The organism is Paenibacillus sp. FSL H7-0690, assembly GCF_037980415.1.
Lineage (GTDB): Bacteria > Bacillota > Bacilli > Paenibacillales > Paenibacillaceae > Paenibacillus_AQ > Paenibacillus_AQ odorifer.
In genome coordinates, this window is record NZ_CP150281.1 from 978,091 (window position 1) to 1,003,456 (window position 25,366).

Annotated in this window: 12 protein-coding genes, 15 tRNA genes and 3 rRNA genes; 28 read left to right on the forward strand and 2 right to left on the reverse strand. The window is 51.0% G+C overall.

Annotated elements, in window-relative coordinates; genetic code table 11:
• The first annotated feature begins 128 nt into the window (after positions 1-128).
• From MHI32_RS04340 to MHI32_RS04375, 8 genes are all read left to right on the forward strand, one after another.
• A complete protein-coding gene (locus tag MHI32_RS04340; protein WP_076130103.1) occupies positions 129-1,631 on the forward strand; it encodes an ABC transporter substrate-binding protein in 1,503 nt (500 codons plus the stop codon).
• A gap of 100 nt (positions 1,632-1,731) precedes the next feature.
• Entirely contained in the window at positions 1,732-2,661 is a 930-nt protein-coding gene (locus tag MHI32_RS04345) for an ABC transporter permease subunit (RefSeq protein ID WP_036684959.1), read from the forward strand.
• Positions 2,662-2,685: 24 nt separating this feature from the next.
• Positions 2,686-3,609, forward strand: a complete 924-nt coding sequence (locus tag MHI32_RS04350) for a carbohydrate ABC transporter permease (protein ID WP_036684927.1) — start codon at positions 2,686-2,688, stop codon at positions 3,607-3,609.
• Entirely contained in the window at positions 3,606-5,900 is a 2,295-nt protein-coding gene (locus MHI32_RS04355; RefSeq protein WP_340011953.1) for a glycoside hydrolase family 3 N-terminal domain-containing protein, read from the forward strand. Before MHI32_RS04350 ends, MHI32_RS04355 begins: the two co-directional genes overlap by 4 nt.
• Before the next feature lie 4 nt (positions 5,901-5,904).
• Positions 5,905-9,063 (forward strand): alpha-mannosidase, encoded by a 3,159-nt coding sequence (locus MHI32_RS04360; RefSeq protein ID WP_340011954.1) that lies wholly within the window; start codon positions 5,905-5,907, stop codon positions 9,061-9,063.
• Positions 9,064-9,099: 36 nt separating this feature from the next.
• Positions 9,100-10,419 (forward strand): glycoside hydrolase family 125 protein, encoded by a 1,320-nt coding sequence (locus MHI32_RS04365; protein ID WP_076185072.1) that lies wholly within the window; start codon positions 9,100-9,102, stop codon positions 10,417-10,419.
• Positions 10,359-13,577: an alpha-amylase family protein gene (locus tag MHI32_RS04370; protein ID WP_340011955.1), complete on the forward strand. Its 3,219-nt coding sequence runs from the start codon at positions 10,359-10,361 to the stop codon at positions 13,575-13,577. Before MHI32_RS04365 ends, MHI32_RS04370 begins: the two co-directional genes overlap by 61 nt.
• A gap of 21 nt (positions 13,578-13,598) precedes the next feature.
• Complete coding sequence (locus MHI32_RS04375; protein ID WP_340011956.1) at positions 13,599-16,346, forward strand: alpha-mannosidase; 2,748 nt, start codon at positions 13,599-13,601, stop codon at positions 16,344-16,346.
• A 44-nt stretch (positions 16,347-16,390) separates the two neighbouring features.
• Here the strand turns inward: MHI32_RS04375 and MHI32_RS04380 are convergent, their stop codons facing one another.
• Positions 16,391-16,678, reverse strand: a complete 288-nt coding sequence (locus MHI32_RS04380; RefSeq protein ID WP_076306728.1) for a hypothetical protein — start codon at positions 16,676-16,678, stop codon at positions 16,391-16,393.
• Between the two features lie 473 nt (positions 16,679-17,151).
• Between MHI32_RS04380 and MHI32_RS04385 the strand changes: the two genes are divergently transcribed.
• The 19 genes from MHI32_RS04385 (at position 17,152) to MHI32_RS04475 (ending at position 24,178) form a co-directional block, all read left to right on the forward strand.
• Positions 17,152-18,709, forward strand: a 16S ribosomal RNA gene (locus tag MHI32_RS04385).
• A gap of 262 nt (positions 18,710-18,971) precedes the next feature.
• A 23S ribosomal RNA gene (locus MHI32_RS04390) occupies positions 18,972-21,897 on the forward strand.
• Between the two features lie 142 nt (positions 21,898-22,039).
• Positions 22,040-22,156 (forward strand): 5S ribosomal RNA (gene rrf, locus MHI32_RS04395).
• The 16S, 23S and 5S rRNA genes sit together here with 15 tRNA genes alongside, the layout of an rRNA operon.
• Before the next feature lie 57 nt (positions 22,157-22,213).
• Positions 22,214-22,290 (forward strand) — tRNA-Ile (locus tag MHI32_RS04400).
• 3 nt (positions 22,291-22,293) lie between these two features.
• Positions 22,294-22,369: transfer RNA gene (locus tag MHI32_RS04405), tRNA-Asn, on the forward strand.
• Positions 22,370-22,374: 5 nt separating this feature from the next.
• Positions 22,375-22,467, forward strand: a tRNA-Ser gene (locus MHI32_RS04410).
• 16 nt (positions 22,468-22,483) lie between these two features.
• Positions 22,484-22,555, forward strand: a tRNA-Glu gene (locus tag MHI32_RS04415).
• Between the two features lie 6 nt (positions 22,556-22,561).
• A tRNA-Val gene (locus MHI32_RS04420) sits at positions 22,562-22,637 on the forward strand.
• A 15-nt stretch (positions 22,638-22,652) separates the two neighbouring features.
• Positions 22,653-22,729, forward strand: a tRNA-Met gene (locus MHI32_RS04425).
• Between the two features lie 71 nt (positions 22,730-22,800).
• A tRNA-Met gene (locus MHI32_RS04430) sits at positions 22,801-22,877 on the forward strand.
• Positions 22,878-22,902: 25 nt separating this feature from the next.
• A tRNA-Asp gene (locus MHI32_RS04435) sits at positions 22,903-22,980 on the forward strand.
• A gap of 16 nt (positions 22,981-22,996) precedes the next feature.
• Positions 22,997-23,071: transfer RNA gene (locus MHI32_RS04440), tRNA-Gln, on the forward strand.
• A gap of 7 nt (positions 23,072-23,078) precedes the next feature.
• Positions 23,079-23,154, forward strand: a tRNA-Lys gene (locus tag MHI32_RS04445).
• A gap of 15 nt (positions 23,155-23,169) precedes the next feature.
• Positions 23,170-23,254 (forward strand) — tRNA-Leu (locus MHI32_RS04450).
• Positions 23,255-23,261: 7 nt separating this feature from the next.
• Positions 23,262-23,336: transfer RNA gene (locus MHI32_RS04455), tRNA-Gly, on the forward strand.
• A gap of 10 nt (positions 23,337-23,346) precedes the next feature.
• Positions 23,347-23,423 (forward strand) — tRNA-Arg (locus tag MHI32_RS04460).
• Between the two features lie 32 nt (positions 23,424-23,455).
• Positions 23,456-23,529 (forward strand) — tRNA-Pro (locus tag MHI32_RS04465).
• 12 nt (positions 23,530-23,541) lie between these two features.
• Positions 23,542-23,612: transfer RNA gene (locus MHI32_RS04470), tRNA-Gly, on the forward strand.
• A gap of 101 nt (positions 23,613-23,713) precedes the next feature.
• Complete coding sequence (locus tag MHI32_RS04475) at positions 23,714-24,178, forward strand: YdeI/OmpD-associated family protein (protein ID WP_076279888.1); 465 nt, start codon at positions 23,714-23,716, stop codon at positions 24,176-24,178.
• Between the two features lie 69 nt (positions 24,179-24,247).
• On the opposite strand, the gene MHI32_RS04480 is transcribed toward MHI32_RS04475, so the two are convergent.
• Positions 24,248-24,703 (reverse strand): GreA/GreB family elongation factor, encoded by a 456-nt coding sequence (locus tag MHI32_RS04480; RefSeq protein WP_036686880.1) that lies wholly within the window; start codon positions 24,701-24,703, stop codon positions 24,248-24,250.
• A gap of 396 nt (positions 24,704-25,099) precedes the next feature.
• Between MHI32_RS04480 and MHI32_RS04485 the strand changes: the two genes are divergently transcribed.
• Positions 25,100-25,294, forward strand: coding sequence for a sporulation protein Cse60 (locus tag MHI32_RS04485; RefSeq protein ID WP_036686883.1), 195 nt, complete (start codon positions 25,100-25,102; stop codon positions 25,292-25,294).
• The last annotated feature ends 72 nt before the right edge of the window (positions 25,295-25,366 follow it).

Here is a 25,366-nt window from a genome sequence, read left to right on the forward strand (position 1 = left end):
AGTTTAGCTTCTGTTTGAAAATGCTTTCATAAATTACAGTAAAGATAGTCCTTGAAGGAGAAAGCTGCTGGTTTAATTCCGGATTAGGCCAGCGATCTTGAGGTAAACAAAGGGGAGGTTATACAGGAATGGGCAACAACAAAAGAAAAAGGTTTTCCCTGTTACTGACATCACTTATGGCATTCTCGCTTGCGCTCAGCGCATGTGGCGGCGATTCAAACAACGCGGCAACTAACAGTTCAGGAGCGGGCGGCGACGGTGCATCATCCGAGAAACCGGTCGAACTGATCTGGTACACGATCGGCGGACCGCAGAAGGATCTGGACCGTGTCGTGGAAGAAGTCAATAAGTACACTAAAGAGAAGATAAATGTCACCCTGAAGATGAATATGATTGATTTTGGCGATTATACACAAAAAATGCAGGTCAAAGTAGCCGCTGGCGAACCCATGGACATTCTCTTTACGTGTTCCTGGGCGTTCGATTATGTGCAAAATGCCCGCAAAGGCGCTTTTATGGAATTGGACAGCCTGCTTAATGAATATGGAAAAGGCATCGTAGACACCATTGATCCGGCGTTCCTGGAAGGCTCCAAGGTAGATGGACATAATTATGCCGTACCTGCCAACAAAGAGCTTCCGGCGCAAGAAGTTTGGCGCTTTAATAAAGAGCTGCTCGACAAATATAACCTCGACATTTCCGGGGTGAACACAATGGAAAGCATTGAACCACTGCTGAAGACGATCAAAGAGAATGAACCGGGCATCACGCCTTACGCTATGGTGAAGGATTTCATGCCAGTACTGCCGTTCGATTACATCATTGAAAAGATGCCAATGGCTGTTTATATGGACACAAAGGATTACAAGATCGTGAACATTCTGGAAACACCTGAACTCAAAAGTACTCTTGAAACCGTTCGCAAATATTACAAGGCAGGTTATATCTCGCCGGAAGTAGCAACTACAACTTCGGTGGATGATCTCTATAAATCTTCGAACTGGTTCATGGATCGTGCGGCTACCCAGCCGATGGCGGATAATCTGTGGTCGGCAAGCTACGGCTATCCTGTAGTTTCCACGCCAGCTGGCAAACCTTACATTTACAACTGGTCCGTTATGGGTTCGATGCAAGCCATCTCGGCTAACTCCGCATATCCGGAGAAAGCGATGGAGTTCCTGAACCTGCTCAACACCGATCCGGTGCTGCGCAACATGATTGACTCCGGAATCGAAGGCGTGCACTACGAGAAGACTGGTGAGAATTCCATGAAGAACCTGGACGAATCCAAGAACTATGACATGCCAACCTTCTCGCTGGGCAATATCATGATCAACTATTTGAACGAGGGTGACCCTGAGAACAAATGGGAAGAGTTCAAAAAGTTTAATGAATCCGGTGTGAATGCACCGCTGCTTGGTTTTAACTTCGACACTTCCAAGGTGACCACTGAAATCGCTGCGGTTCAGAACGTAAAAGAAGAATACTGGTCACCACTGATGACTGGAACCGTTGATCCTGACGAGTATCTACCGAAAGCTATTGAGAAATTCAAGGCAGCTGGTTTGGACAAAATTATCGCTGAAGCGCAATCGCAAATTGATGCCTGGAAAGCGTCCAACAACAAGTAAAACATCAACGTAAGAGAAGATCGGGGCAGGGGCGTGGCCTCTGGACCCGGTCTTTTTTTGAAATATAAGGACATACAGGAGGGATCTAAGTGTGAAGACAATCAGCGGATTTATAAAAAATATTATGAATAACAAGATTATGCTGCTCATGGTTTTACCAGGTGCGCTTTGGTTTCTCTTTTTCTCTTACCTGCCGATGATAGGGACGATTATTGCATTCAAGGAATACCGCTTTAGCCGCGATGGCTTCTGGGCGAGTATTATCAACAGCAAATGGGTGGGGCTAGACAACTTCAAGTTTTTGTTCACCACCAATGACGCGTACATTATTACCCGCAACACCTTGCTCTACAATGGAGCATTTATCCTGCTTGGCTTGATCTTGTCGGTTCTGATGGCGATTGTGCTGTCCGAAATTGTGAACAAGAAGCTGGCCAAAGTGTATCAGACCGGCATGTTCCTGCCCTACTTCCTGTCATGGGTCGTTGTCGGCTATTTTGCATTTAGTTTCCTGAGCTCCGAACGCGGGATGCTGAACCAGATCATGGGCTTTTTTGGCGCAGAGTCAATTCAGTGGTACTCGGAAAAAGCCTACTGGCCGTTCATCCTGATCCTAGTCTATCTGTGGAAAGCAGTTGGTTACAACAGCGTAGTTTATCTCGCAGCTATTATGGGGATCGACAAGTCGCTGTATGAAGCGGCGATGATCGACGGAGCTAGTAAGTTCCAACAGATTCGCAATATTACACTGCCGTTGCTGAGTCCAATTATCACGATCATGACCCTGCTGGCCATCGGTAAAATCTTCTACGCCGACTTCGGTCTCTTTTACCAGGTGCCTCGTAATTCCGGTACGCTCTACAGTGTCACGAATGTTATTGATACCTATGTCTATCAAGGCCTCAAAACAACGGGTGAGATTGGTATGAGCACTGCCGCAGGTCTGTATCAATCGGTTGTCGGCTTTACGCTAGTCATGACCTCCAACTATATTGTCCGCAAATACAATAAGGATAGCGCTTTGTTCTAGAACCTCATGAAAGGAGTGGGCCATATGTCTTCCATTACTAAGACTAAAAAAGAACGTGATTTCCACCATCTCTCAACGCCCTGGAATATCACTTTTAATCTGATAGCCGGCATCTTTGCGTTTCTGTGCGTGTTTCCGTTTCTGTTCGTCGTGATCATCTCCTTCACCGATGAGGTGGCGCTGGCGCGGGATGGCTATAAGCTGATTCCGGCAAAATGGAGTCTCGGCGCATACCGTTATGTGTTTGAATCCGGAGATATGCTGCTGCGTTCTTATGGTGTGACGATTTTTGTAACGGTGATAGGGACGATTATCAGCCTTTTGTTTATCGCTTTTTATGCGTATGCCATTTCCCGGAAAAGCTTCCGTTACCGCAATTTTTTCTCGTTCTTCGCGTTTTTTACCATGCTGTTCAACGGTGGACTTGTGCCGACTTATATTATCGTTACGCAGTTTCTAAGCCTGAAGGATACGATCTGGGCGCTGATTTTGCCGCTGGCGGTGAATGCTTTTTACATTATGATTCTGCGCACCTTCTACAGCACGAGTGTGCCTGATGCCATTATCGAATCCGGCAAAATCGACGGGGCGGGCGAGTTCCGTATCTTCCTGAAATTGGTGTTGCCTTTATCACTGCCCGGTCTGGCTACGATTGCTTTGTTCAGCACCCTCGGCTATTGGAATGACTGGTTCAATGCGCTGCTGTACATCGACAACCCGAATTTAGTCCCGCTGCAATCGATGCTGATGCGGATCGAGACCAGTATGCAGTTTATTTTGCAGAACTCCCAGAACAGTTCGCTCAGTCTGGAAGCTCTTCGCTCCATGCCGCAGGATACATCGCGGATGGCGATGGTCGTGCTGGCGACAGGACCGATTATTTTTGCCTATCCGTTCTTCCAGCGTTATTTCATTCAAGGTCTTACCGTAGGGGCTGTTAAGGAATGAGTTATACAAACCCGAATTTACCTGCTGAAGAACGGGCGGAGCATCTGCTCGGACTGATGACTTTGGAAGAGAAGGCCGGTCAGCTGATTCAGCCTTTTGGCTGGCAGGCCTATGAACATAGAGACGGTAAGATGACCTTGACAGAAAGCTTCAAGGAGAAGGTTGCCGGGGGCGGCGTTGGTTCGCTTTACGGGATGTTGCGCGCTGACCCGTGGACCGGTGTGACGCTGGCTACTGGCCTGTCTCCGCGTGAAGGTGCGGAAGCGGTGAATACGCTCCAGCGGTATGTGCTGGAGCATTCGCGGCTGGGCATTCCGGTATTGATCGGCGAGGAATGCTCGCATGGCCACATGGCGATCGGGGCCACCGTATTCCCGGTGCCCCTGTCGCTCGGCAGCTCCTGGAATGTAGAGCTGTATCGTGAGGTCTGCCGCGCCGTAGCGCTGGAGACACGCAGTCAGGGCGGCGCGGTTACGTATTCGCCGGTGCTGGATGTGGTGCGCGATCCCCGCTGGGGCCGCACCGAGGAGTGCTTCGGCGAGGACGCTTACCTGATCAGCGAGATGGCGGTTGCGGCTGTTGAAGGTCTGCAGGGGGAATCCTTGCAGAGCGGCGGCAGCGTGGGGGCTACGCTGAAGCATTTTGTGGGATACGGCAGCTCAGAAGGCGGCCGGAATGCCGGGCCTGTGCACATGGGCTGGCGTGAACTGCTGGAAGTGGATCTGCTGCCCTTCAAAAAAGCGGTCGAAGCGGGTGCAGTCTCCATTATGCCTGCTTATAACGAAATAGACGGCGTGCCTTGCACGACAAATACAGAGCTACTAGAGGATATACTCCGCGAAGCTTGGGGATTTGAGGGTCTAATCATTACCGACTGCGGAGCTATAGAGATGCTGGCCTCTGGCCATGATGTGGCTGAAGATGGCATGGATGCAGCAGTGCAGTCACTGGAAGCCGGCATCGACATGGAGATGTCCGGAGAGATGTACGGCAAATACCTGGTGGATGCCGTTCGTGAAGGCAAGCTGGACCCGGCACTGCTGGATCGTGCGGTCCGCCGTGTGCTGACGCTCAAGTTCAGGCTGGGCCTGTTCGAGCAGCCATTCGCTGATCCCGATGCGGCTGAACGCGTCATCGGCAGCAAAGCGCATCAAGAGCTGGCCCGGCAAGTGGCGGGCGAGAGCATCATCCTGCTGAAAAATGAAGCAGGTGTGCTGCCATTGTCCAAGACCGCCGGCACGATCGCCGTCATTGGCCCTAACGCCGATGCCGGGTATAACCAGCTCGGCGATTATACCTCACCGCAGCCTCCGGCTAAGGTAGCGACCGTGCTCAGCGGCATCCGCAGCAAGCTGGCTGCAGAGCCGGAGCGGGTGCTCTATGCACCGGGCTGCCGGATCAAAGGCGATTCGCGCGAAGGTTTTGAAGCCGCGCTCGCTTGTGCAGAGCAGGCCGATACCGTTGTTATGGTCGTCGGCGGCTCCAGTGCACGCGATTTCGGGGAAGGCAGTATTGATCTTAAGACAGGCGCGTCCAAGGTGACGGAGAATGCCTGGAATGATATGGACTGCGGCGAAGGCATTGACCGGGTGTCATTGACCCTGTCGGGAGTGCAGCTGGAACTGATCCAGCAGGTTCATCAGCTCGGCAAACCTGTGATCGTTGTTTATATTAACGGCCGTCCGGTGAGTGAGCCTTGGATTGACGAGCATGTACATGCCATTCTGGAAGCCTGGTATCCAGGCCAAGAAGGCGGGCACGCTGTTGCGGATATCCTGTTCGGCGATGTGAACCCGTCCGGGAAGCTGACTGTATCCGTGCCGAAGCATGTGGGCCAGCTCCCGGTCTATTACAACGGTAAACGTTCCCGTGGCAAAAGATATCTGGAGGCCGATTCCCAGCCTCAATATCCGTTCGGCTTCGGGCTTAGCTACACTGAATTTACGTACTCCGGGTTGAAGGTGGAGCCGGAAGTAATTGCGGCTGGGGAGGGGGCTATAGTTTCCGTGGACGTTCAGAATACAGGAGACCGTGAGGGCGCAGAGGTGGTGCAACTGTACATTTCCGATGTCGCCAGTAAGGTCACCCGTCCCGCCAGGGAATTGAAGGCTTTTGACAAAATCAAGTTGGCTCCGGGTGAGAAGCAAACCGTGTTGTTCACGGTAGGGCCGGAGCAATTGCAATATATCGGACCGGATTTAAGACCTGTTGTAGAGCCAGGAGCGTTTAAAGTGCTGGTGGGTAAGCATGTAAATGATACACTGAGCACCGATTTGACGGTGAGGGGGTAAAGACATGGAACGCATTAAACGCTTCATCCGCGAGCTCTCCGAGCAGCAATGGCTAGAGGTGCAGGAATTGCGCGATTGGGAGATTCTGTCCTCGGTGTATCAATTGCCGGGACAGTATGACAAGCTGCAGCCTTATAAGGACGGCAGCAATTATGATCTGTTCCCGAGTGTGCAAGGAACGACCTATTTCTTCCGCCGTACTTTGGAGATTCCGGCTAACTGGCTGCCGGGCCACATCGGGTTGATTTTTGCTTCAGGTGGGGAAGGGCTGCTGCGGGTGAACGGTGAATCGCGGCAAGGACTCGACCGCAATCATACCTTTGTAACTCTGGCAGGTGATCCATCGGGCCGTCCGTTGGACCTGGAAATCGAACTCTTCGATCCGGTCCCCGAGCCGGTGGACCCATTAAATCAACAGGCGGTGATCCAGCCGCCGATTCGGATGATCCACAGCCAGCTGGTGCTAGTGAATAGACCTGTGCAGAGTCTAATGTACACGGCAGTAGTGATTCGCGATTCGGCAATTCTGCTGCCTGAGCAGGACCAGCGCCGTAACCGGATGCTGGAAGCTTTGTATGTAGCAATGGATGAATTCGTTGGCCTTACCACGCAGGAGATCCGCGAGGGTGGTGAGATTACGCGAATCGAGCAGAAGCTGCGGGGCAGAGTCGGGGAGATCGGCGGTCATGCCGAAGGAACAATCCACATGGTGGGCCAGTCCCATATCGATATTGCCTGGCTGTGGCCTGCGCGCGAGACCGTGCGCAAGACGAGCCGGACATTCTCGACGGTGAATGCCCTGATGGACGAATATCCTGACTATCAATATGCGCAGAGCCAGCCGCTGCTGTTCGAATATTTGAAAGACAATGACCCGGTACTCTATGAGAAGGTCAAGGCACGCATCCGTGAAGGACGCTGGGAACTGGTCGGTGGGATGTGGATCGAACCGGATCTGAACATTCCGAGCGGAGAATCTTTGATGCGGCAAATGCTATATGGTCAACGCTTTTATCTCGAAGAGTTCGGGCGCACCTCGCAGATTGAGTGGCTGCCGGATACCTTCGGCTACTGCGCTTCTCTGCCGCAGATTCTGCAGCATGGTGGCATCAAATATTTTATGACCACCAAGCTGGGCTGGAATGACACCAATGTCTTCCCTTACGATCTGTTCCGTTGGGTCGGCATTGACGGCACGCCGATGTTGTCTTACCTGAATCATGGGGTCAATGAGAATACGCTGCCCAAAGATGTGCATGAACACTATCAGTCCTTCCGCGAAAAAGATAAACATAATGAGCAGATGCTGCTCTATGGGCATGGTGACGGCGGCGGCGGGGTCACCCGCGAGATGCTGGAATATATCCAGCGTGCCGAGCTAATGGTCGGCCAGCCGGAGAGTAAATACAGTAATGCCGCGGATTTCTTCGCAGGCATTACACGCTGTCAGCCGCAGCTGCCGCAGTGGCGGGGCGATCTGTATCTGGAGCTGCACCGCGGCACCTACACTACGCACGGCCGCAACAAGCGGAACAACCGCAAGGCGGAAGTGTTGTACCGTGAAGCGGAGCTGTGGCAGACATTAGCTTCGCCGCAGCTGGACACGGAGCAACATGCCGTAGTTGCCGGGCAGCTGCATCAGGGCTGGAAGCTGATTTTGTTGAACCAGTTCCATGATATTATTCCGGGCTCGGCGATTACCGAAGCATACGAGACCTCGGAGAAGGAATACGCAGAGGTGTTTGAGCTTGGCCGTGTTGCGCTTCAGCCAGGGCTTGCGGCATTGGCCGGGAACATTAACACGTCAGGCGAGGGTACACCTTACATTGTTTTTAATGGTTTGGGTTGGACGCGGGATGCCGTGGTCGAACTTGCTCTCAGCGAAGAAGTAGCCGCCAGCGGAAACTTTGCGGTGTATGGCGAGGATAACGTACTGCTGGAAGCAGATGTCCTGACGGAGGAGGCAGCAGTTTCTGGTGTCGCGGTTCTCGTTCCGGAGATTCCGGCCTTTGGCTACAAAACAATCTGGATTCGTGATCTGTCTCAGAAAACATCCGATGAAAGTAATGTAGAATCTGCCGCTGCTGAACATAATCAAACTGCTGTAGGAGCTATTCCCTTCGGCGACCGTTGGGAGACGGACTATTATCGTATTACCTTTAACGAGCGAGGAGAAATCACCAGTCTTTTTGATAAAAAAGGAAACCGGGAGATCGTAAAATCCGGTGAGCCGGCGAACCGCTTCCACTTTTTCCATGACCGTCCGACGCTTTGGGATGCCTGGGACATTGACAACCGTTATGAAGCCCAACCCGCCGGGGAGGCTGAGCTTATAGAAAAGGCAGTGGTTCGCACTGGTGCGGTGCAGGATATTTTGCGCTTCCGCTGGAAGCTGGGCCAATCCGAGATTACTCAGGATATGATTCTACATCACCATAATCCCCGGATTGATTTCCAGACGCATGTGAGCTGGAACGAAGCCCATAAGCTGCTTAAGGTAGGGTTTCCGATTGATGTTGTGACGGATAAGGCGACTTACGAGATTCCATTTGGTGCGCTGGAACGTCCGACCCACCGCAACACCAGCTGGGAGCAGGCGCAGTATGAGGTTTGCGGGCATCGTTTTGCCGATGTATCGGAACGTGGATATGGCGTCAGTCTGCTGAATGATTGCAAATACGGCTATGACATCCAAGGCAGTACCATTCGTTTGTCGCTCCTGCGCGCGCCGAAATGGCCGGATGCTACTGCGGATCTCGGCGAGCACGACTTCACCTATTCGCTATATCCGCACCGTGGGGATTGGCGGGAGGCTCATACTGTTCGCCGTGCAGCAGAGCTAAATCATGAGCTGTATACTTTTGCCCCTTCATCAACACAGGGGCAGCTGCTGCCAACAGGCTCATTTATCGGATTCTCCGGTGAGCACGTGGTGCTGGATACGATTAAGCCATCCGAGGACGGGCAGGGGACTGTTCTCCGTTTCTACGAATCCTCGGGAGGCCGCGAGCGGGTTCAGCTCAAATGGCAGTATCCAGTTCAGAGCGTCTACCTGTCCAATGCTCTGGAAGAGCAGCTGGAACTGATCGAACATACGGCTGGCGGTGAATTGGAACTTCACTTTGCCCCTTACGAGATCAAAACAATCTACATCAGAAATTAAATAATCACATCACAGATGCAAAGGAGCATATCTCACTTGGAACAATTCCGATTACCCAAAATAGCAATGCCCCAGCTGCCGCTGCCGCAGGCTGTACAAGAAGTACTTGCCGAAGCAGAGGAGAAGCTGGCACATCGCCCGAAGCTGTTGCAGCTGTTCAAGAACTGTTTTCCGAATACGCTGGAGACGACGACTAAACTGCTGGATGACGGAACCACCTTTGTGATTACCGGCGATATTCCGGCCTCCTGGCTGCGTGATTCAGTGGAGCAGGTAATTCAATACGTGCCTCTGGCCAAAAACGATCCCGATCTCCAGCGCATTATCGGCGGTCTTATCAAACGCCATATTCAGTATATTCATATCGATCCTTACGCCAATGCATTTAATGAGTCGGCCAATGACTGGCACTGGAACACTACGGATGTGACCGAGATGTCGCCATGGGTGTGGGAGCGTAAATTTGAGATTGATTCGTTATGTTTTGTTGTGCGCCTCGCTTATACCTACTGGAAAGAGACGGGCCTGACTAATTTCTTCGACGCTGGGTTCAAGTCGGCCATGCGCCAGATTTTCGATTTGTTCAAAAGAGAGCAGCGGCATTTCGAGCAGTCTCCGTACCGGTTCAGCCGCAATAACGGCATTCCGGAAGATTCTCTGCGCAATAGCGGTCTCGGTATGCCGGTGAACTATACCGGAATGATCTGGTCGGGCTTCCGGTCGAGCGATGATGCCTGTGATTTCCACTACAACATTCCTGGCAATATGTTCGCTGTTGTCGCGCTGCGCCAGATGCAGGAATTCGCGGAGTGGGTCTTCCGCGATCTAGACTTCCTGGCTGAACTTAAAGAGCTGGAATTTGAAGTGGATCATGGCATCAAGCTCTATGGCATTTATCGCCATCCGGAGTTTGGTCCGATTTATGCTTATGAGACCGACGGCTTCGGCAATTACTGCCTAATGGACGATGCGGGAACGCCCGGACTGATCTCCATTCCGTATCTGGGTTACGCTTCGGCGGATGATCCCATCTACCAGAACACCAGACGTTTCGCATTGAGCAAAGAAAATCCGTTCTATTATGAAGGCACAGCTGCCAAAGGGATCGGCAGCCCGCACACTCCGGAGAACTATATCTGGCATATGGCGTTGTCTATGCAGGGCATTACGGCTCAGACTGCCGAAGAGAAGCTGGAACTGATAGCGATGCTGGAAAGTACGGATGCCGGAACCGGATATATGCATGAAGGCTTCCATGTGGATGATCCTAGTGTATTTACCCGCAGCTGGTTTGCATGGTCGAACAGTTTGTTCTCGCAGCTTGTCTATCGGGCGATGAAGGAAGGTATTCTGTGAGCGGGGGCCGTATCATCCTGTTCGCGGACCCGTCTTTTCCCGGGTATACCGCAGCGGGCGGACTGACAGCGGAACAGGCACAGTCTATAGGAATACATCATACTGACCCTCCTGTTCATGCAGCACAGCTGGCCGAAACGCTGGACAGCGCCAAGGCCGGGGACTGCTTCGTTAGCTTCCATGCTCCGTACTTCCCGAAGGAGGCTTGGCCTTCCATCGTCGCCTATTTGAGCAGAGGCGGCAGCTTGATCAGCATTGGCGGTGCCCCGTTTAAGCATCCAGTCCGCCTAGTCGCTGAAGAGTGGCGGATCGAAGCTGAGCAGACTGCCTATCACCGCCAGCTGCATATCCATGAAGCGCTGCAGGTGAGCAGCGCAGATCGCATACAGCAGCATGTCGCGCTTAGAGACATTCCGCTCTTCGTAGGCGATGAGCAGCTGCTGGCCCTGTCGGATACCTGGAACCTGGTACCGCATGTCACTAAAAGCAGTGACCTGCCGGAGCAGATGGGTTCCAGTGGACCCATGGACACGCGGATCTACCCGCTGCTTAAGGGCATTACCGCCGCCGGGCGGGAAGTTTCAGCTCCAGCTGTGCTGTGGGAGCATATCGGCGGGCCTTTTGCCGGTGGCCGCTGGATCTTTATCGGCCAACCGCTTACGCCTGATTTCTGGAATCAAGGCGGAACGGAAGCATTAACCCGCTGGGCAACCTTTGCCGCTCGGGGAGTAACAGAGCTGTGGCTGAAGCCTAACTATGCTTCTTATGAAAAAGGCGAGCGGCCGCTGCTGTTTTTGCAGGGTCAGCGGCTAAGCCGTAGCCAATCGTCACCGACAGCAGCGCAGTGGACCCTGAACATCACTCTGAGCAAAGACGGGGAGTCTATCCCATGTTTCACTCACGAGTGCAAGCTTGAGGTCAGTCGCGAGCTGAACTTCCTACGTGTACCGCTTGCTATAGAAATTCAACCTGGCCTGTATCATCTTTCTTGCCATGCTGTATCGGAAGAAGGCGAAGTGCGGATGTTGCGTCAAGGCTTTTGGGGATATGACGTGGGCCTGTTATCGCAGGGGGAACCGATTAAGGCTGGAAGAGATTATTTTATCAAAGACGGTCAGCCTTTACCTGTTGTCGGCATGACTTATATGACCTCTGACGTAGCGCGGAAGTTTCTATTCCTGCCAAATGCTGATGTCTGGGATCGGGATATGGCACAGATGCGGAAGGCAGGCATCAACTGGATTCGTACCGGTATCTGGACAGCCTACCGCAATATTATGCAGGTAGACGGTCATGCCTCGGAAGAAGTGCTGCGGGCGATTGATGCTTTTCTACTGACTGCGAAGCGGCATGAGCTGCAGGTTACCTTTACGTTCTTCTCCTTTACGCCCGAGACTTGGGAAGGGACGAATCCTTATCTCGATCCGCGCAGTGTAGAAGCGCAAAAACGGTTCATCCGCTCGATCGTTGCACGGCATCGCACGACAACCCATGTCGATTGGGATTTGATCAATGAACCGTCAATGTTCGATCCGCCGCGGATTTTCTCGGACGGACCGAGCTCGGCGCGTGATAAATATGAACGCGCTGCTTTCTCTGCTTGGCTGGAAGAACGCCATGGTGATATAACTTCGCTGCAAGAGCGCTGGAATATGACGCCGCTGGAATTGCCGGATTTTGCGGCTGCACAACCTCCTGAGCAAGAAGAGATTAACTTTAGTGTGCAGGATATTCATTCCGGAAAGCGCGGCACACGTTGGCTCGACTACTGCCTGTTCTCCATGGACATGCACAACGTATGGGCAAGGGAGCTTAGCGGGACTATCAAGGAACTCTGCCCAGATCATTTAGTGACCGTAGGGCAGGATGAGGCTTTGGGTGCCCAACGACCGTCGCCGTTCTTTTATGAGCGCGATGTCGATTACACCACTGTTCACAGCTGGTGGTTGAATGACAATCTGCTCTGGGATGGAATTTTTGCCAAAACCTATCACAAACCGAACCTCATTCAGGAGACCGGCATCATGTACGTAGAGACGCCAGACGGACGGGCTAAACGCAGTGAGGAAGAATTGCGGGCCATGCTGGAGCGCAAATATGCCTATGCGTTTGCTTCTGGAGGTGCCGGGGCTGTGCAATGGATATGGAACACGAACTTTTATATGGATAATGCCAATGAATCGCAGATCGGTGCGCTGCGGGCCGATGGGACTGAGAAGCCGGAAGCGGATGTGTCTTATGATTTTGGGCGGTTCATCGGCGAAGCCGGGGGATTATTTGACGGGCGGAAGCTGGAAGAGATTGCCGTGGTTTTCCCTTACTCTAATGACTTCTCTAACCGGAAGCTCGCCTATGATGCGACTACCCGCCTGACAAGGATCTTATCTTATCAGCTTCATTTGCCTTTCCGCGCCGTATCGGAATACGAGCTGGCTCCGCTGGAGGCAGAGCCGGCTAAGTTGATTCTCCTGCCGAGTGTGCACAATCTGGATAATGACGCCCTTCAGCAATTGCTGGACATAGTGGAGCGTACAGGTGCCGTTCTGCTCATTACTGGAGCATTGGGGGTTGATGCGTATTGGCAGCCTTCGGATCGTATGGACGCAATAGTAGGAGCCCGTAAACTTGGTAACATGCGCCGTGAGGAGCAGCTTCTATTGAACGGACGCAAGTTTGCGGTGTCCTATGGACAGAAGCGAATCGCGGAGCTAGTCAAAGAAACGCCAGCAAATGCAGATGTTGATTCGTCTAGCTCAGGTGGTGTGGGTGATCACCTCATCGAACGCCAGCTTGGCACAGGTCGCCTGATCTGGTGCCCGCTACCTTTAGAACTGAATGACCGCGACGAGCCGATCGCCGCGCTCTACCAATATGCTGCACAAGCCGCAGGTATCGAAACCGGGCTGGAATGGATCAGCGGTGGAGACCTGCCAGGTGTGTACGGGCGAAAGCTTGCTTTTGCAGAAGGTTCATTGTATATCTTCGTATCTGAATACGCCTGGGATGCCGAACTTGAAATAAAAGATCCTGCAACTGGAGCTCATTACTCATTTTTACTGGAGAAAGAACGTTCGGTGTTGTTTGCAGCTGATTCAGCGGGCAAGCTGGTAGCTGTCTACAGACCTGAAGAGGTTAACATTACGCTTAATAAATGCTGAAGAACTGAGGTGTACACACAGATGACCCACACAACAACCAAAACAGCCCATATCGTGTCCCATACTCACTGGGACCGTGAATGGTATTTGCCCTATGAGAAACACCACGTCCGTCTGGTTCAGCTGGTGGATGCACTGCTTGCGAAGCTGGACGGAGATTCCGCCTTCCGCAGTTTTTACCTCGATGGGCAAACCATTATTCTGGAGGATTATCTTCAGGTTCGGCCAGAGAACAAAGAGAAGCTGGAGAAGTATATCCGGGATGGGCGAATCTTGATTGGACCTTGGTACATTTTGCAGGATGCGTTCCTGACGAGCGGCGAGGCAAATGTGCGGAATATGCAGATCGGCCATCAGGATGCCGAGAAATACGGCGAGCCTTCCAAAATCGGCTATTTTCCTGATACGTTTGGATTGGTCGGACAGACTCCGCAGCTGATGTTGCAGTCAGGGATTACGAATGCTTTTTTTGGACGCGGGGTGAAGCCTACGGGATTTAACAACACTGTATCGGATGCAGGTTATGAGTCCTCTTTCTCCGAGCTGATCTGGGAAGGGCCGGATGGATCCAAAATTCTCGGTATCCTATTTGCCAACTGGTATTCTAACGGCAATGAAGTTCCTGTTGAGGAAGGTGCGGCTCGGGAATTCTGGGACCGTAAGCTTGCGGATGCAGAGAAGTATGCTTCAACGGGGGAGTTATTGTTCATGAACGGGTGCGACCACCAGCCTCTGCAATTGGATTTGCCGGAAGCTATCCGCACCGCCGAAAAGCTATACCCTGAAGTGAAGTTCGTGCATTCAAACTTCCCGGACTATCTGCAAGCCTTGGATCAGCAATTATCCTCGGGTCAGCGGGAGCTCTCCACCGTTACAGGGGAACTGCGCAGCCAGCGTACTGACGGATGGGGCACCTTAGTGAACACAGCCTCAGCCCGGGTTTATTTGAAGCAGATGAACCAGCTGGGCCAGACTCTTTTGGAAAAAGTAGCCGAGCCGCTGGCCTCCATCGCCCGCCTGTCCGGACAGGACTACCCGCACCATCTATTCACCTATGCCTGGAAGACGCTGATGCAGAACCATCCGCATGACAGTATCTGTGGTTGTAGTGTGGATGAAGTGCATCGTGAGATGGTAACTCGTTTTGATAAAAGCCGGCATGTTGCTGAGAGCATCATAGATGACAGTGCTAAGTTTATCGCAGATCAAGTGGAGACTTCTGGCTTTTCCGCATACGGGGAAGATGCAGTTCCTTTTATAGTGATGAATACCACGGGGTGGAAGCGTACGGGAACGGTAACTATAGAGCTGGATGCTGAACGGTTATATCTGCGCGAGGGTTATCCTTTGGACGAGACCGCCCGCAGAATGCTGGCTGTTGATTTGTCCGGCCGGATTCTCGTCGATCACACAGGGGAGGAATTAGCGTCTACAGTGGAAGACCTGGGTTTAAGCTTTGGTTACGATCTGCCTGATGACCAATTCCGCCAGCCGTATATGTGCCGCAAAGTGAGACTTACTTTTGAAGCACGCAATGTGCCTGCGCTTGGGCTCTGTACTTACGCTTGGGTACAATCAACTACGGAATCCGCTCAGGGAAGCTCTTTAATAGAAGGAGAGCGCAGCTTGGAGAATGCAACTCTCAAGGTAGTTGTTGCTGAGGATGGTTCATTTACGTTATTGGATAAGCATAGCGGTACCACTTATCGTGAGTTGGGGATTTACGAGAATACCGGAGACGTAGGCAATGAATACATGTACAAGCAGCCAGAAGGTGAACAAGCGCTGACGACCAAAGGCCAGCCTGCAGTCATTAAGGTGATTGAAGACTCTCCCTTCCGTGCGGCCATTGAGATCCGAATAGACTGGGAGATTCCGGCTTCGGCGGATGACACCTTGGAGGCGGAACAGCGTGCACTTGTGTATTATCCTGAGCGTAAAGCGCAGCGGAGTGTAAATACGGTGGTTTTGAAGCTTCGTACCGTCGTATCGCTGGAGCGGGAAGGCAAAGGTGTGCATATTGAATCCACAATTAATAACCAAGCCAAGGATCACCGGATACGAATGCTGTTCCCGACCGATCTGTCTACCGATGTGCATCGTGTGGATTCTATGTTTGAAGTGGCTACACGGGACAATAATCCGGCACCAGAATGGGCAAATCCGAGCAACACTCAACATCAGCAATCCTTTGTCGATGTCAGCAATGGTAATGTAGGACTTACGATAGCCAACCAGGGATTGAACGAATATGAGGTTCTGCGGGATGGACGCAATACTATTGCCGTCACCTTGCTACGCAGCGTAGGGGAATTGGGGGATTGGGGCTGGTTCCCAACTCCGGAAGCTCAGTGCCTGGGCGAATACACAGCACTACTGGAGCTGATTCCTCATTCTGGTGAGGGAAGTGAACAACGGACATTTACAGAGGCCTATCAATTCCAGACTCCTTGGACGGTATGTCAGACCGGCCTGCATAGCGGGAAGTTGAACTCTGGATATACCCCATTGGTTTGGGAGGGAGATAACATGGCCTTCTCATCCATGAAAATGAACGGAGCTTCCGGCGACTTGTTTTTGCGTTGGTACAATATGACCGCTCAGCAGACACAATTGCAACTGAAAGTGAACAGTCCTCAAGAGTATTTATTTAAAAGTAATATCTTAGAGCAGCCTAACCCTGCTTTACAAGGAGCAACGTCTTCGGTTCACCACTTAGAGGTCGGACCATCTGAGATTGTAACTGTAGGTGCGAAATTAAGCTTCTAGGTAAAAAGATGCCCCGGCGCTTCCCTGCCAGGGCATCTTTTGATTTACTTTCTTCTATAAGACTTGTGCCAATCTTGAATGGCCTCTTGGCGGGAGGGGAATCTCAACTGGATCCAATTGTTTGTTTCCCATTCATGAATCGCTTGCTGTTTAGTTTGGTAAAAGCTATAGTCGCAATTGTTCCAGCTGTTATACAGTTTCTGATACCATTTCCCTTTAGGGATGTCGCCAGGATAGCGGCGGACGGCTTTATTGGCTTGTTTTTTAGCCCATGAGGAACCGTGTTTCTGTTGGTCGCTGCACACGGGTTGCTTTTTCACACTTCTGCTCATTGATTCTCCAACCTCCTTTTAGAGGGAAGCTAGAGATCATGCAAGGTCTTTATATGAATCACCTCTTTGCCAAAAAATAATGGAATTGATACCTATGTATGAAGGGGGCTCTGATGTTAATAGATAGACGCGGAAAAGGGGAATGCGGTTGCGATACAATTGCGGAGAAGTATGTGTTTAGTTTTTTAAAAATAAAGCTTGCAATGCATCTCCATACATGATATATTCTAAGTCCGGCCAAGAAGTACACATGCCGAGCTCGAAAAAGAAGTTGAAAAAAGAGCTTGACATTAAATAGCCGAACATGATATAGTATAAGAGTTGCTGCTGAGACATTAAACGGCGCCAACGAGAACTTGATCTTTGAAAACTGAACAACGAGTGAGTAGGAAATCACGTAAGTGAAATCCAAAATTAGAGAATTAATTTTCTCGTCAGATGTTTCAAAATGAGCATATCGCTCTTTTCAATACTAATTGGAGAGTTTGATCCTGGCTCAGGACGAACGCTGGCGGCGTGCCTAATACATGCAAGTCGAGCGGAGTTACTTTGAAAGCTTGCTTTCAAAGTAACTTAGCGGCGGACGGGTGAGTAACACGTAGGCAACCTGCCCTTCAGACTGGGATAACTACCGGAAACGGTAGCTAATACCGGATAATTTCTTTTTTCTCCTGAGAGAAGAATGAAAGACGGAGCAATCTGTCACTGAGGGATGGGCCTGCGGCGCATTAGCTAGTTGGTGGGGTAACGGCCCACCAAGGCGACGATGCGTAGCCGACCTGAGAGGGTGAACGGCCACACTGGGACTGAGACACGGCCCAGACTCCTACGGGAGGCAGCAGTAGGGAATCTTCCGCAATGGGCGAAAGCCTGACGGAGCAACGCCGCGTGAGTGATGAAGGTTTTCGGATCGTAAAGCTCTGTTGCCAGGGAAGAACGTCCGGTAGAGTAACTGCTACCGGAGTGACGGTACCTGAGAAGAAAGCCCCGGCTAACTACGTGCCAGCAGCCGCGGTAATACGTAGGGGGCAAGCGTTGTCCGGAATTATTGGGCGTAAAGCGCGCGCAGGCGGCTATTTAAGTCTGGTGTTTAAACCTTGGGCTCAACCTGAGGTCGCACTGGAAACTGGGTGGCTTGAGTACAGAAGAGGAAAGTGGAATTCCACGTGTAGCGGTGAAATGCGTAGATATGTGGAGGAACACCAGTGGCGAAGGCGACTTTCTGGGCTGTAACTGACGCTGAGGCGCGAAAGCGTGGGGAGCAAACAGGATTAGATACCCTGGTAGTCCACGCCGTAAACGATGAGTGCTAGGTGTTAGGGGTTTCGATACCCTTGGTGCCGAAGTTAACACAGTAAGCACTCCGCCTGGGGAGTACGGTCGCAAGACTGAAACTCAAAGGAATTGACGGGGACCCGCACAAGCAGTGGAGTATGTGGTTTAATTCGAAGCAACGCGAAGAACCTTACCAGGTCTTGACATCCCTCTGAATCTGCTAGAGATAGCAGCGGCCTTCGGGACAGAGGAGACAGGTGGTGCATGGTTGTCGTCAGCTCGTGTCGTGAGATGTTGGGTTAAGTCCCGCAACGAGCGCAACCCTTAACTTTAGTTGCCAGCAGGTAATGCTGGGCACTCTAGAGTGACTGCCGGTGACAAACCGGAGGAAGGTGGGGATGACGTCAAATCATCATGCCCCTTATGACCTGGGCTACACACGTACTACAATGGCCGGTACAACGGGAAGCGAAGCCGCGAGGTGGAGCCAATCCCATCAAAGCCGGTCTCAGTTCGGATTGCAGGCTGCAACTCGCCTGCATGAAGTCGGAATTGCTAGTAATCGCGGATCAGCATGCCGCGGTGAATACGTTCCCGGGTCTTGTACACACCGCCCGTCACACCACGAGAGTTTACAACACCCGAAGTCGGTGGGGTAACCCGCAAGGGAGCCAGCCGCCGAAGGTGGGGTAGATGATTGGGGTGAAGTCGTAACAAGGTAGCCGTATCGGAAGGTGCGGCTGGATCACCTCCTTTCTATGGAGAATCGTTCTCTGCAATGAGAACATTCAAATCGGAAGCTAAGCTTCCAAAACTCAGGTTTAGGCCTGTTACTCACTCGTTGCTCAGTTTTGAGAGTTTAAGCTCTCAAGTAAGACTTGATCCTTGAAAACTGGATACCGAAACGAATTTGCGTTTTAGAACATCTTTTAGCAACTTGTGCAAACAAGTAAATGTTATTAGTGAGATGATTCCAAAGAGAATGTCATCGTATGATATTTTCCTGCGGAAAAATCAAGGTTAAGCTAATAAGAGCACACGGAGGATGCCTAGGCGCCAGGAGCCGACGAAGGACGTGGCGAACAACGAAACTGCCTCGGGGAGCTGTAAGCAAGCTTTGATCCGGGGGTGTCCGAATGGGGAAACCCAGCTGTGGTAATTCGCAGTTACTCATTTCTGAATACATAGGAAATGTAGAGGCAGACCAGGGGAACTGAAACATCTAAGTACCCTGAGGAAGAGAAAACAATAGTGATTCCGTCAGTAGCGGCGAGCGAACGCGGAACAGCCTAAACCTAAGAGCTTGCTCTTAGGGGTTGTGGGACGTCTCACATGGAGTTACAAAGGAATATGGTAGGTGAAGAGGTCTGGAAAGGCCCGCGATAGAGGTAAAAGCCCTGTAACCTAAACTGTGTTCTCTCCGAGACGGATCCCGAGTAGTGCGGGGCACGTGAAACCCCGTATGAATCCAGCAGGACCATCTGCTAAGGCTAAATACTACCTGGCGACCGATAGTGAAACAGTACCGTGAGGGAAAGGTGAAAAGCACCCCGGAAGGGGAGTGAAATAGAACCTGAAACCGTGTGCTTACAAAAAGTCAGAGCCCTATTAATGGGTGATGGCGTGCCTTTTGTAGAATGAACCGGCGAGTTACGTTTAACATGCAAGGTTAAGCCGAGAAGGTGGAGCCGCAGCGAAAGCGAGTCTGAATAGGGCGAATTAGTATGTGGACGTAGACCCGAAACCGTGTGATCTACCCCTGTCCAGGGTGAAGGTGCGGTAACACGCACTGGAGGCCCGAACCCACGTACGTTGAAAAGTGCGGGGATGAGGTGGGGGTAGCGGAGAAATTCCAATCGAACTCGGAGATAGCTGGTTCTCCCCGAAATAGCTTTAGGGCTAGCCTCGGTATAAGAGTAGTGGAGGTAGAGCACTGATTGGGTGCGGGGTCCGCAAGGATTACCAAGCTCAGTCAAACTCCGAATGCCATATACTTATTGCCGGGAGTCAGACAGTGAGTGCTAAGATCCATTGTCAAAAGGGAAACAGCCCAGACCATCAGCTAAGGTCCCCAAGTGTGTGTTAAGTGGGAAAGGATGTGGAGTTGCACAGACAACCAGGATGTTGGCTTAGAAGCAGCCACCATTGAAAGAGTGCGTAATAGCTCACTGGTCGAGTGACTCTGCGCCGAAAATGTAACGGGGCTAAACACACCACCGAAGCTATGGCTAGATACTATGTATCTGGGGTAGGGGAGCGTTGTGTAGGGGTTGAAGGTGTACTGAAAAGAGCGCTGGACACTACACAAGTGAGAATGCCGGTATGAGTAACGAAAAGATCAGTGAGAATCTGATCCGCCGAAAGCCCAAGGTTTCCTGAGGAAGGCTCGTCCGCTCAGGGTAAGTCGGGACCTAAGGCGAGGCCGAAAGGCGTAGTCGAAGGACAACAGTTTGAAATTACTGTACCACCGTAATCCGCTATGAGCGATGGGGTGACGCAGGAGGGTAGTGACGCGGACTGATGGATGTCCGTCTAAGCAGTGAGGCTGATGTGTAGGCAAATCCGCACATCGATAAGGCTGGGCTGTGATGGGGAGCGAAAATTATAGTAGCGAAGGTCATGATCTCACACTGCCAAGAAAAGCCTCTAGCCAGGAGAAGGTGCCCGTACCGCAAACCGACACAGGTAGGCGAGAAGAGAATTCTAAGGCGCGCGGAAGAACTCTCGTTAAGGAACTCGGCAAAATGACCCCGTAACTTCGGGAGAAGGGGTGCCCCGGTAGTGTGAATAGCACGAGGGGGCCGCAGTGAAAAGGCCCAAGCGACTGTTTAGCAAAAACACAGGTCTGTGCGAAGCCGCAAGGCGAAGTATACGGGCTGACGCCTGCCCGGTGCTGGAAGGTTAAGGGGAGTGGTTAGGGGTAACCCGAAGCTATGAACCGAAGCCCCAGTAAACGGCGGCCGTAACTATAACGGTCCTAAGGTAGCGAAATTCCTTGTCAGGTAAATTCTGACCCGCACGAATGGCGTAACGACTTGGGCGCTGTCTCAACGAGAGATCCGGTGAAATTTTAATACCTGTGAAGATGCAGGTTACCCGCGACAAGACGGAAAGACCCCATGGAGCTTTACTGCAGCTTGATATTGAATTTGGGTACGATCTGTACAGGATAGGTGGGAGCCGTAGAAATCGGAGCGCAAGCTTCGGTGGAGGCGCCGTTGGGATACCACCCTGATCGTATCTAGGTTCTAACCTAGTGCCCTTACCGGGTACGGGGACCGTGTCAGGCGGGCAGTTTGACTGGGGCGGTCGCCTCCTAAAGAGTAACGGAGGCGTTCCAAGGTTCCCTCAGAATGGTTGGAAATCATTCGCAGAGTGCAAAGGCATAAGGGAGCTTGACTGCGAGACCTACAAGTCGAGCAGGGACGAAAGTCGGACTTAGTGATCCGGTGGTACCGCATGGAAGGGCCATCGCTCAACGGATAAAAGCTACCCTGGGGATAACAGGCTTATCTCCCCCAAGAGTCCACATCGACGGGGAGGTTTGGCACCTCGATGTCGGCTCATCGCATCCTGGGGCTGAAGTAGGTCCCAAGGGTTGGGCTGTTCGCCCATTAAAGCGGTACGCGAGCTGGGTTCAGAACGTCGTGAGACAGTTCGGTCCCTATCTGTCGTGGGCGCAGGAAATTTGAGAGGAGCTGTCCTTAGTACGAGAGGACCGGGATGGACGTACCGCTGGTGCACCAGTTGTTCCGCCAGGAGCATGGCTGGGTAGCTACGTACGGACGGGATAAGCGCTGAAAGCATCTAAGCGTGAAGCCCCCCTCAAGATGAGATTTCCCAATTAGTAAGACCCCTTGAAGACGACGAGGTAGATAGGTTGGAGGTGGAAGTGCAGTAATGCATGGAGCTGACCAATACTAATCGGTCGAGGGCTTATCCTAAAAATACCCCAAAAAGTGAAGAAGAAGCTGCGAAGCTAATTCCGAATACTTTCCGGGGGCCCCGTAAGAAGGGCAAACGCAAATTCGTTTCGGATTCAGTTTTCAGGCGATTAAGCCTGAGCATTTACGCTGTAAATGCCCGTTTGGTGGCGATAGCGGAGGGGTTCCACACGTACCCATCCCGAACACGACCGTTAAGCCCTCCAGCGCCGATGGTACTTGGACCGAAGGGTCCTGGGAGAGTAGGACGCCGCCAAGCGGACAACCACATTACCCGTGGTATTTTTTTTGCCCTTAATATTAATATGTCTTAGAAGGGCCTTTAGCTCAGCTGGTTAGAGCGCACCCCTGATAAGGGTGAGGTCGGTGGTTCGAGTCCACTAAGGCCCACCATATTCCCTGATAGCTCAGTTGGTAGAGCACTCGACTGTTAATCGAGTTGTCACAGGTTCGAGTCCTGTTCGGGGAGCCATTTATGGAGAGGTGTCCGAGTTTGGCCGAAGGAGCACGATTGGAAATCGTGTAGGCGCCACAAGCGTCTCGAGGGTTCGAATCCCTCTCTCTCCGCCATAAAAATTATTAGCATGGCCCGTTGGTCAAGGGGTTAAGACACCTCCCTTTCACGGAGGTAACATGGGTTCGAATCCCATACGGGTCATATCATGGAGGCTTAGCTCAGCTGGGAGAGCATCTGCCTTACAAGCAGAGGGTCGGGGGTTCGATCCCCTCAGCCTCCACCATATTATTTTCACTGACGCGGGGTGGAGCAGCCCGGTAGCTCGTCGGGCTCATAACCCGAAGGTCGCAGGTTCAAGTCCTGCCCCCGCAACCAATTTACTCTTATACATTATGTTTAGGGATAAGCTGGTATGGTGAAAATGAATAGTATATACTAATTAATGACGCGGGGTGGAGCAGCCCGGTAGCTCGTCGGGCTCATAACCCGAAGGCCGCAGGTTCAAATCCTGCCCCCGCAACCAATTTACACTTATGCATTATGTCTATGGAACCGTGGTGTAGTTGGCCTAACATGCCTGCCTGTCACGCAGGAGATCGCGGGTTCGAATCCCGTCGGTTCCGCCATTTAGTTAATTATTATTGGGGATTAGCCAAGCGGTAAGGCAACGGACTTTGACTCCGTCATGCATAGGTTCAAATCCTATATCCCCAGCCATTTATGAGAGCCATTAGCTCAGTTGGTAGAGCACCTGACTTTTAATCAGGGTGTCGAAGGTTCGAGTCCTTCATGGCTCACCATTTTCTTTAAAGTGTGCGCGTGTGGCGGAATTGGCAGACGCACCAGACTTAGGATCTGGCGTTTCACGACGTGGGGGTTCGAGTCCCTTCACGCGCACCATGTTTTTGCGGACGTGGCTCAGCGGTAGAGCATCGCCTTGCCAAGGCGAGGGTCGCGGGTTCGATTCCCGTCGTCCGCTCCATATAGATTTTGCGCCCTTAGCTCAGCTGGATAGAGCGTTTGACTACGAATCAAAAGGCCGGGAGTTCGAATCTCTCAGGGCGCGCCATTTTTATTACTAAGCAGTTATAGTATTGTTAACGGGATGTAGCTCAGCTTGGTAGAGCACCTGGTTTGGGACCAGGGGGTCGCATGTTCAAATCGTGTCATCCCGATTTTATACCTTTGCGGGTGTAGTTCAATGGTAGAACTTCAGCCTTCCAAGCTGATAGCGTGGGTTCGATTCCCATCACCCGCTTATAAAGAGAAACACTTGCCGGTATTAGGCGGGTGTTTTTTTGTATAGTTAAGCACGTATGGATACAATAGGAACTAGAGATTTTATTTGAGGAGGGGCCAATGTTTGAATTTGAAGCAAGGTTAGTCAGACCAGATACGAATGGGAGTTGGACATATCTTACGGTTCCTTTTGACGCTGAACAAATATATGAAACTAAATCAAGGATACAAGTTAAAGGAAGCCTGAATGACATTCCCTATAGAGGAACACTCATGCCGCATGGTAATGGGAAACATTTTATGGTCGTGAAAAAAGAACTGCGAGACTTAGCCCATGCTCAACCTGGAGATATAGTTCGGGTGACAATGGAACAAGATCATCAATTGCGAGAGATAGAAGCTCCAGAAGATTTTCTGGACGCACTAAGCAGCAATGAGCAGGCAGAGGTATATTATAACAGCTTGGCTTATTCCTATCGGAAGGAATATGTGAGCTGGATCGAAGGGGCGAAAAGACCGGAAACCAGAGCAGCAAGGATCCAGAAGTCAGTTAATAAGCTGGAAGAAGGTTTGAGGCTTAAATAATAGAACAGCGTCCTCCTCCTTAATATCTGGAAAGGGACGCTGCTGTAGTGGGTATATAAGGAATCGTCCTTATATAAGAACGCCTACTTCACCATTATTCACGAACTTAATGCTTTCGATCTTCACCTCTAGTTGACCTGAAGGAATCGCTAGCTGACAAGTACTGCCGAGCTCAGCCAGCAGCAGCTGCATGCCTATAGGTGACAACATAGAAATCTTGTTATCGTTAGGTTCTGCTTGGTTAGGAAATACGATGGTATAGATATCTGTAGTATTATCGTCCAAGTAACGAAGCTGCAGCTGACTTCCGATAAAGACCTGTGAATTTAAATCTTCACCATTGAACTCAGTTAGTAATTGTTCCAGCTCGGAGCAATAACGGGATAACAGCGTTTCAGCGTTGCTTCTATCCTTGCTCCGTACCGGAAAGTATTGATTTAGAAATGCGATTTTTTCCTCATCAAAATAGATAAGCTGCTGAAGCAGCTGTGTCCGTGAGCCTTCATAGATAAGACTATGGTTCATAGTAGATTTCACCCCCTCTAAGTAGCACATTCCTTGTAAACCTGTTATGGTGTGTTGCCATCTTAAAATCCCTCCTATACAAATAGAGGTCCCCCAATGGAGACCTTCTGATCAGTATACCAGCTTCTATTTGTAAATCCAATCCATTTTAAAAGGGGAATTAAAACCTTCTAAATATTGTAATGAAAACCTTTGACTATTACATACTTGGGTGCTATGATAGGCTGATGCATAGGCATTTCGTAGAAAACTGCGAAATGCCTATACTGTATTTTGAAGATATTTTTACATTAATTGTTACCTGGGGAGTGATACGCCATGTACATTTCGTTGAGTTCACATATAGATTCCAGAACTATAAAATAACTACTTAATTTATTAAAGGAGGAGATCAGGATGATTCAAGTTAAAGAGTTTGTAGATGCTGACAATTCTTATGCAGAGAATAAAGCTAATGAGTTCCTGGCAGGACTACGGGAGGAACAGATTGTGAATATCTGTTACGGTTCGGTAGTTAAATCATCACGTGATGGGGCAGAGCACCAAAGAACCACTATACTGGTCGTGTATAAGACAAATGAAAGGCAATAACTGGAACACGTTTTTTTCATGTCTATCCATTGTCTCCACGCTGGGCGTTGTGATTGTCATCATTTATTATGT

Coding starts and splice junctions, on each gene's coding strand:
- MHI32_RS04370 (WP_340011955.1), top strand. CDS start 10,359: ATGGTCGAACAGTTTGTTCTCGCAGCTTGTCTATCGGGCGATGAAGGA.
- MHI32_RS04485 (WP_036686883.1), top strand. CDS start 25,100: ATGATTCAAGTTAAAGAGTTTGTAGATGCTGACAATTCTTATGCAGAG.
- MHI32_RS04480 (WP_036686880.1), bottom strand. CDS start 24,703: ATGAACCATAGTCTTATCTATGAAGGCTCACGGACACAGCTGCTTCAG.
- MHI32_RS04475 (WP_076279888.1), top strand. CDS start 23,714: ATGTTTGAATTTGAAGCAAGGTTAGTCAGACCAGATACGAATGGGAGT.
- MHI32_RS04360 (WP_340011954.1), top strand. CDS start 5,905: ATGGAACGCATTAAACGCTTCATCCGCGAGCTCTCCGAGCAGCAATGG.
- MHI32_RS04375 (WP_340011956.1), top strand. CDS start 13,599: ATGACCCACACAACAACCAAAACAGCCCATATCGTGTCCCATACTCAC.
- MHI32_RS04355 (WP_340011953.1), top strand. CDS start 3,606: ATGAGTTATACAAACCCGAATTTACCTGCTGAAGAACGGGCGGAGCAT.
- MHI32_RS04380 (WP_076306728.1), bottom strand. CDS start 16,678: ATGAGCAGAAGTGTGAAAAAGCAACCCGTGTGCAGCGACCAACAGAAA.
- MHI32_RS04350 (WP_036684927.1), top strand. CDS start 2,686: ATGTCTTCCATTACTAAGACTAAAAAAGAACGTGATTTCCACCATCTC.
- MHI32_RS04340 (WP_076130103.1), top strand. CDS start 129: ATGGGCAACAACAAAAGAAAAAGGTTTTCCCTGTTACTGACATCACTT.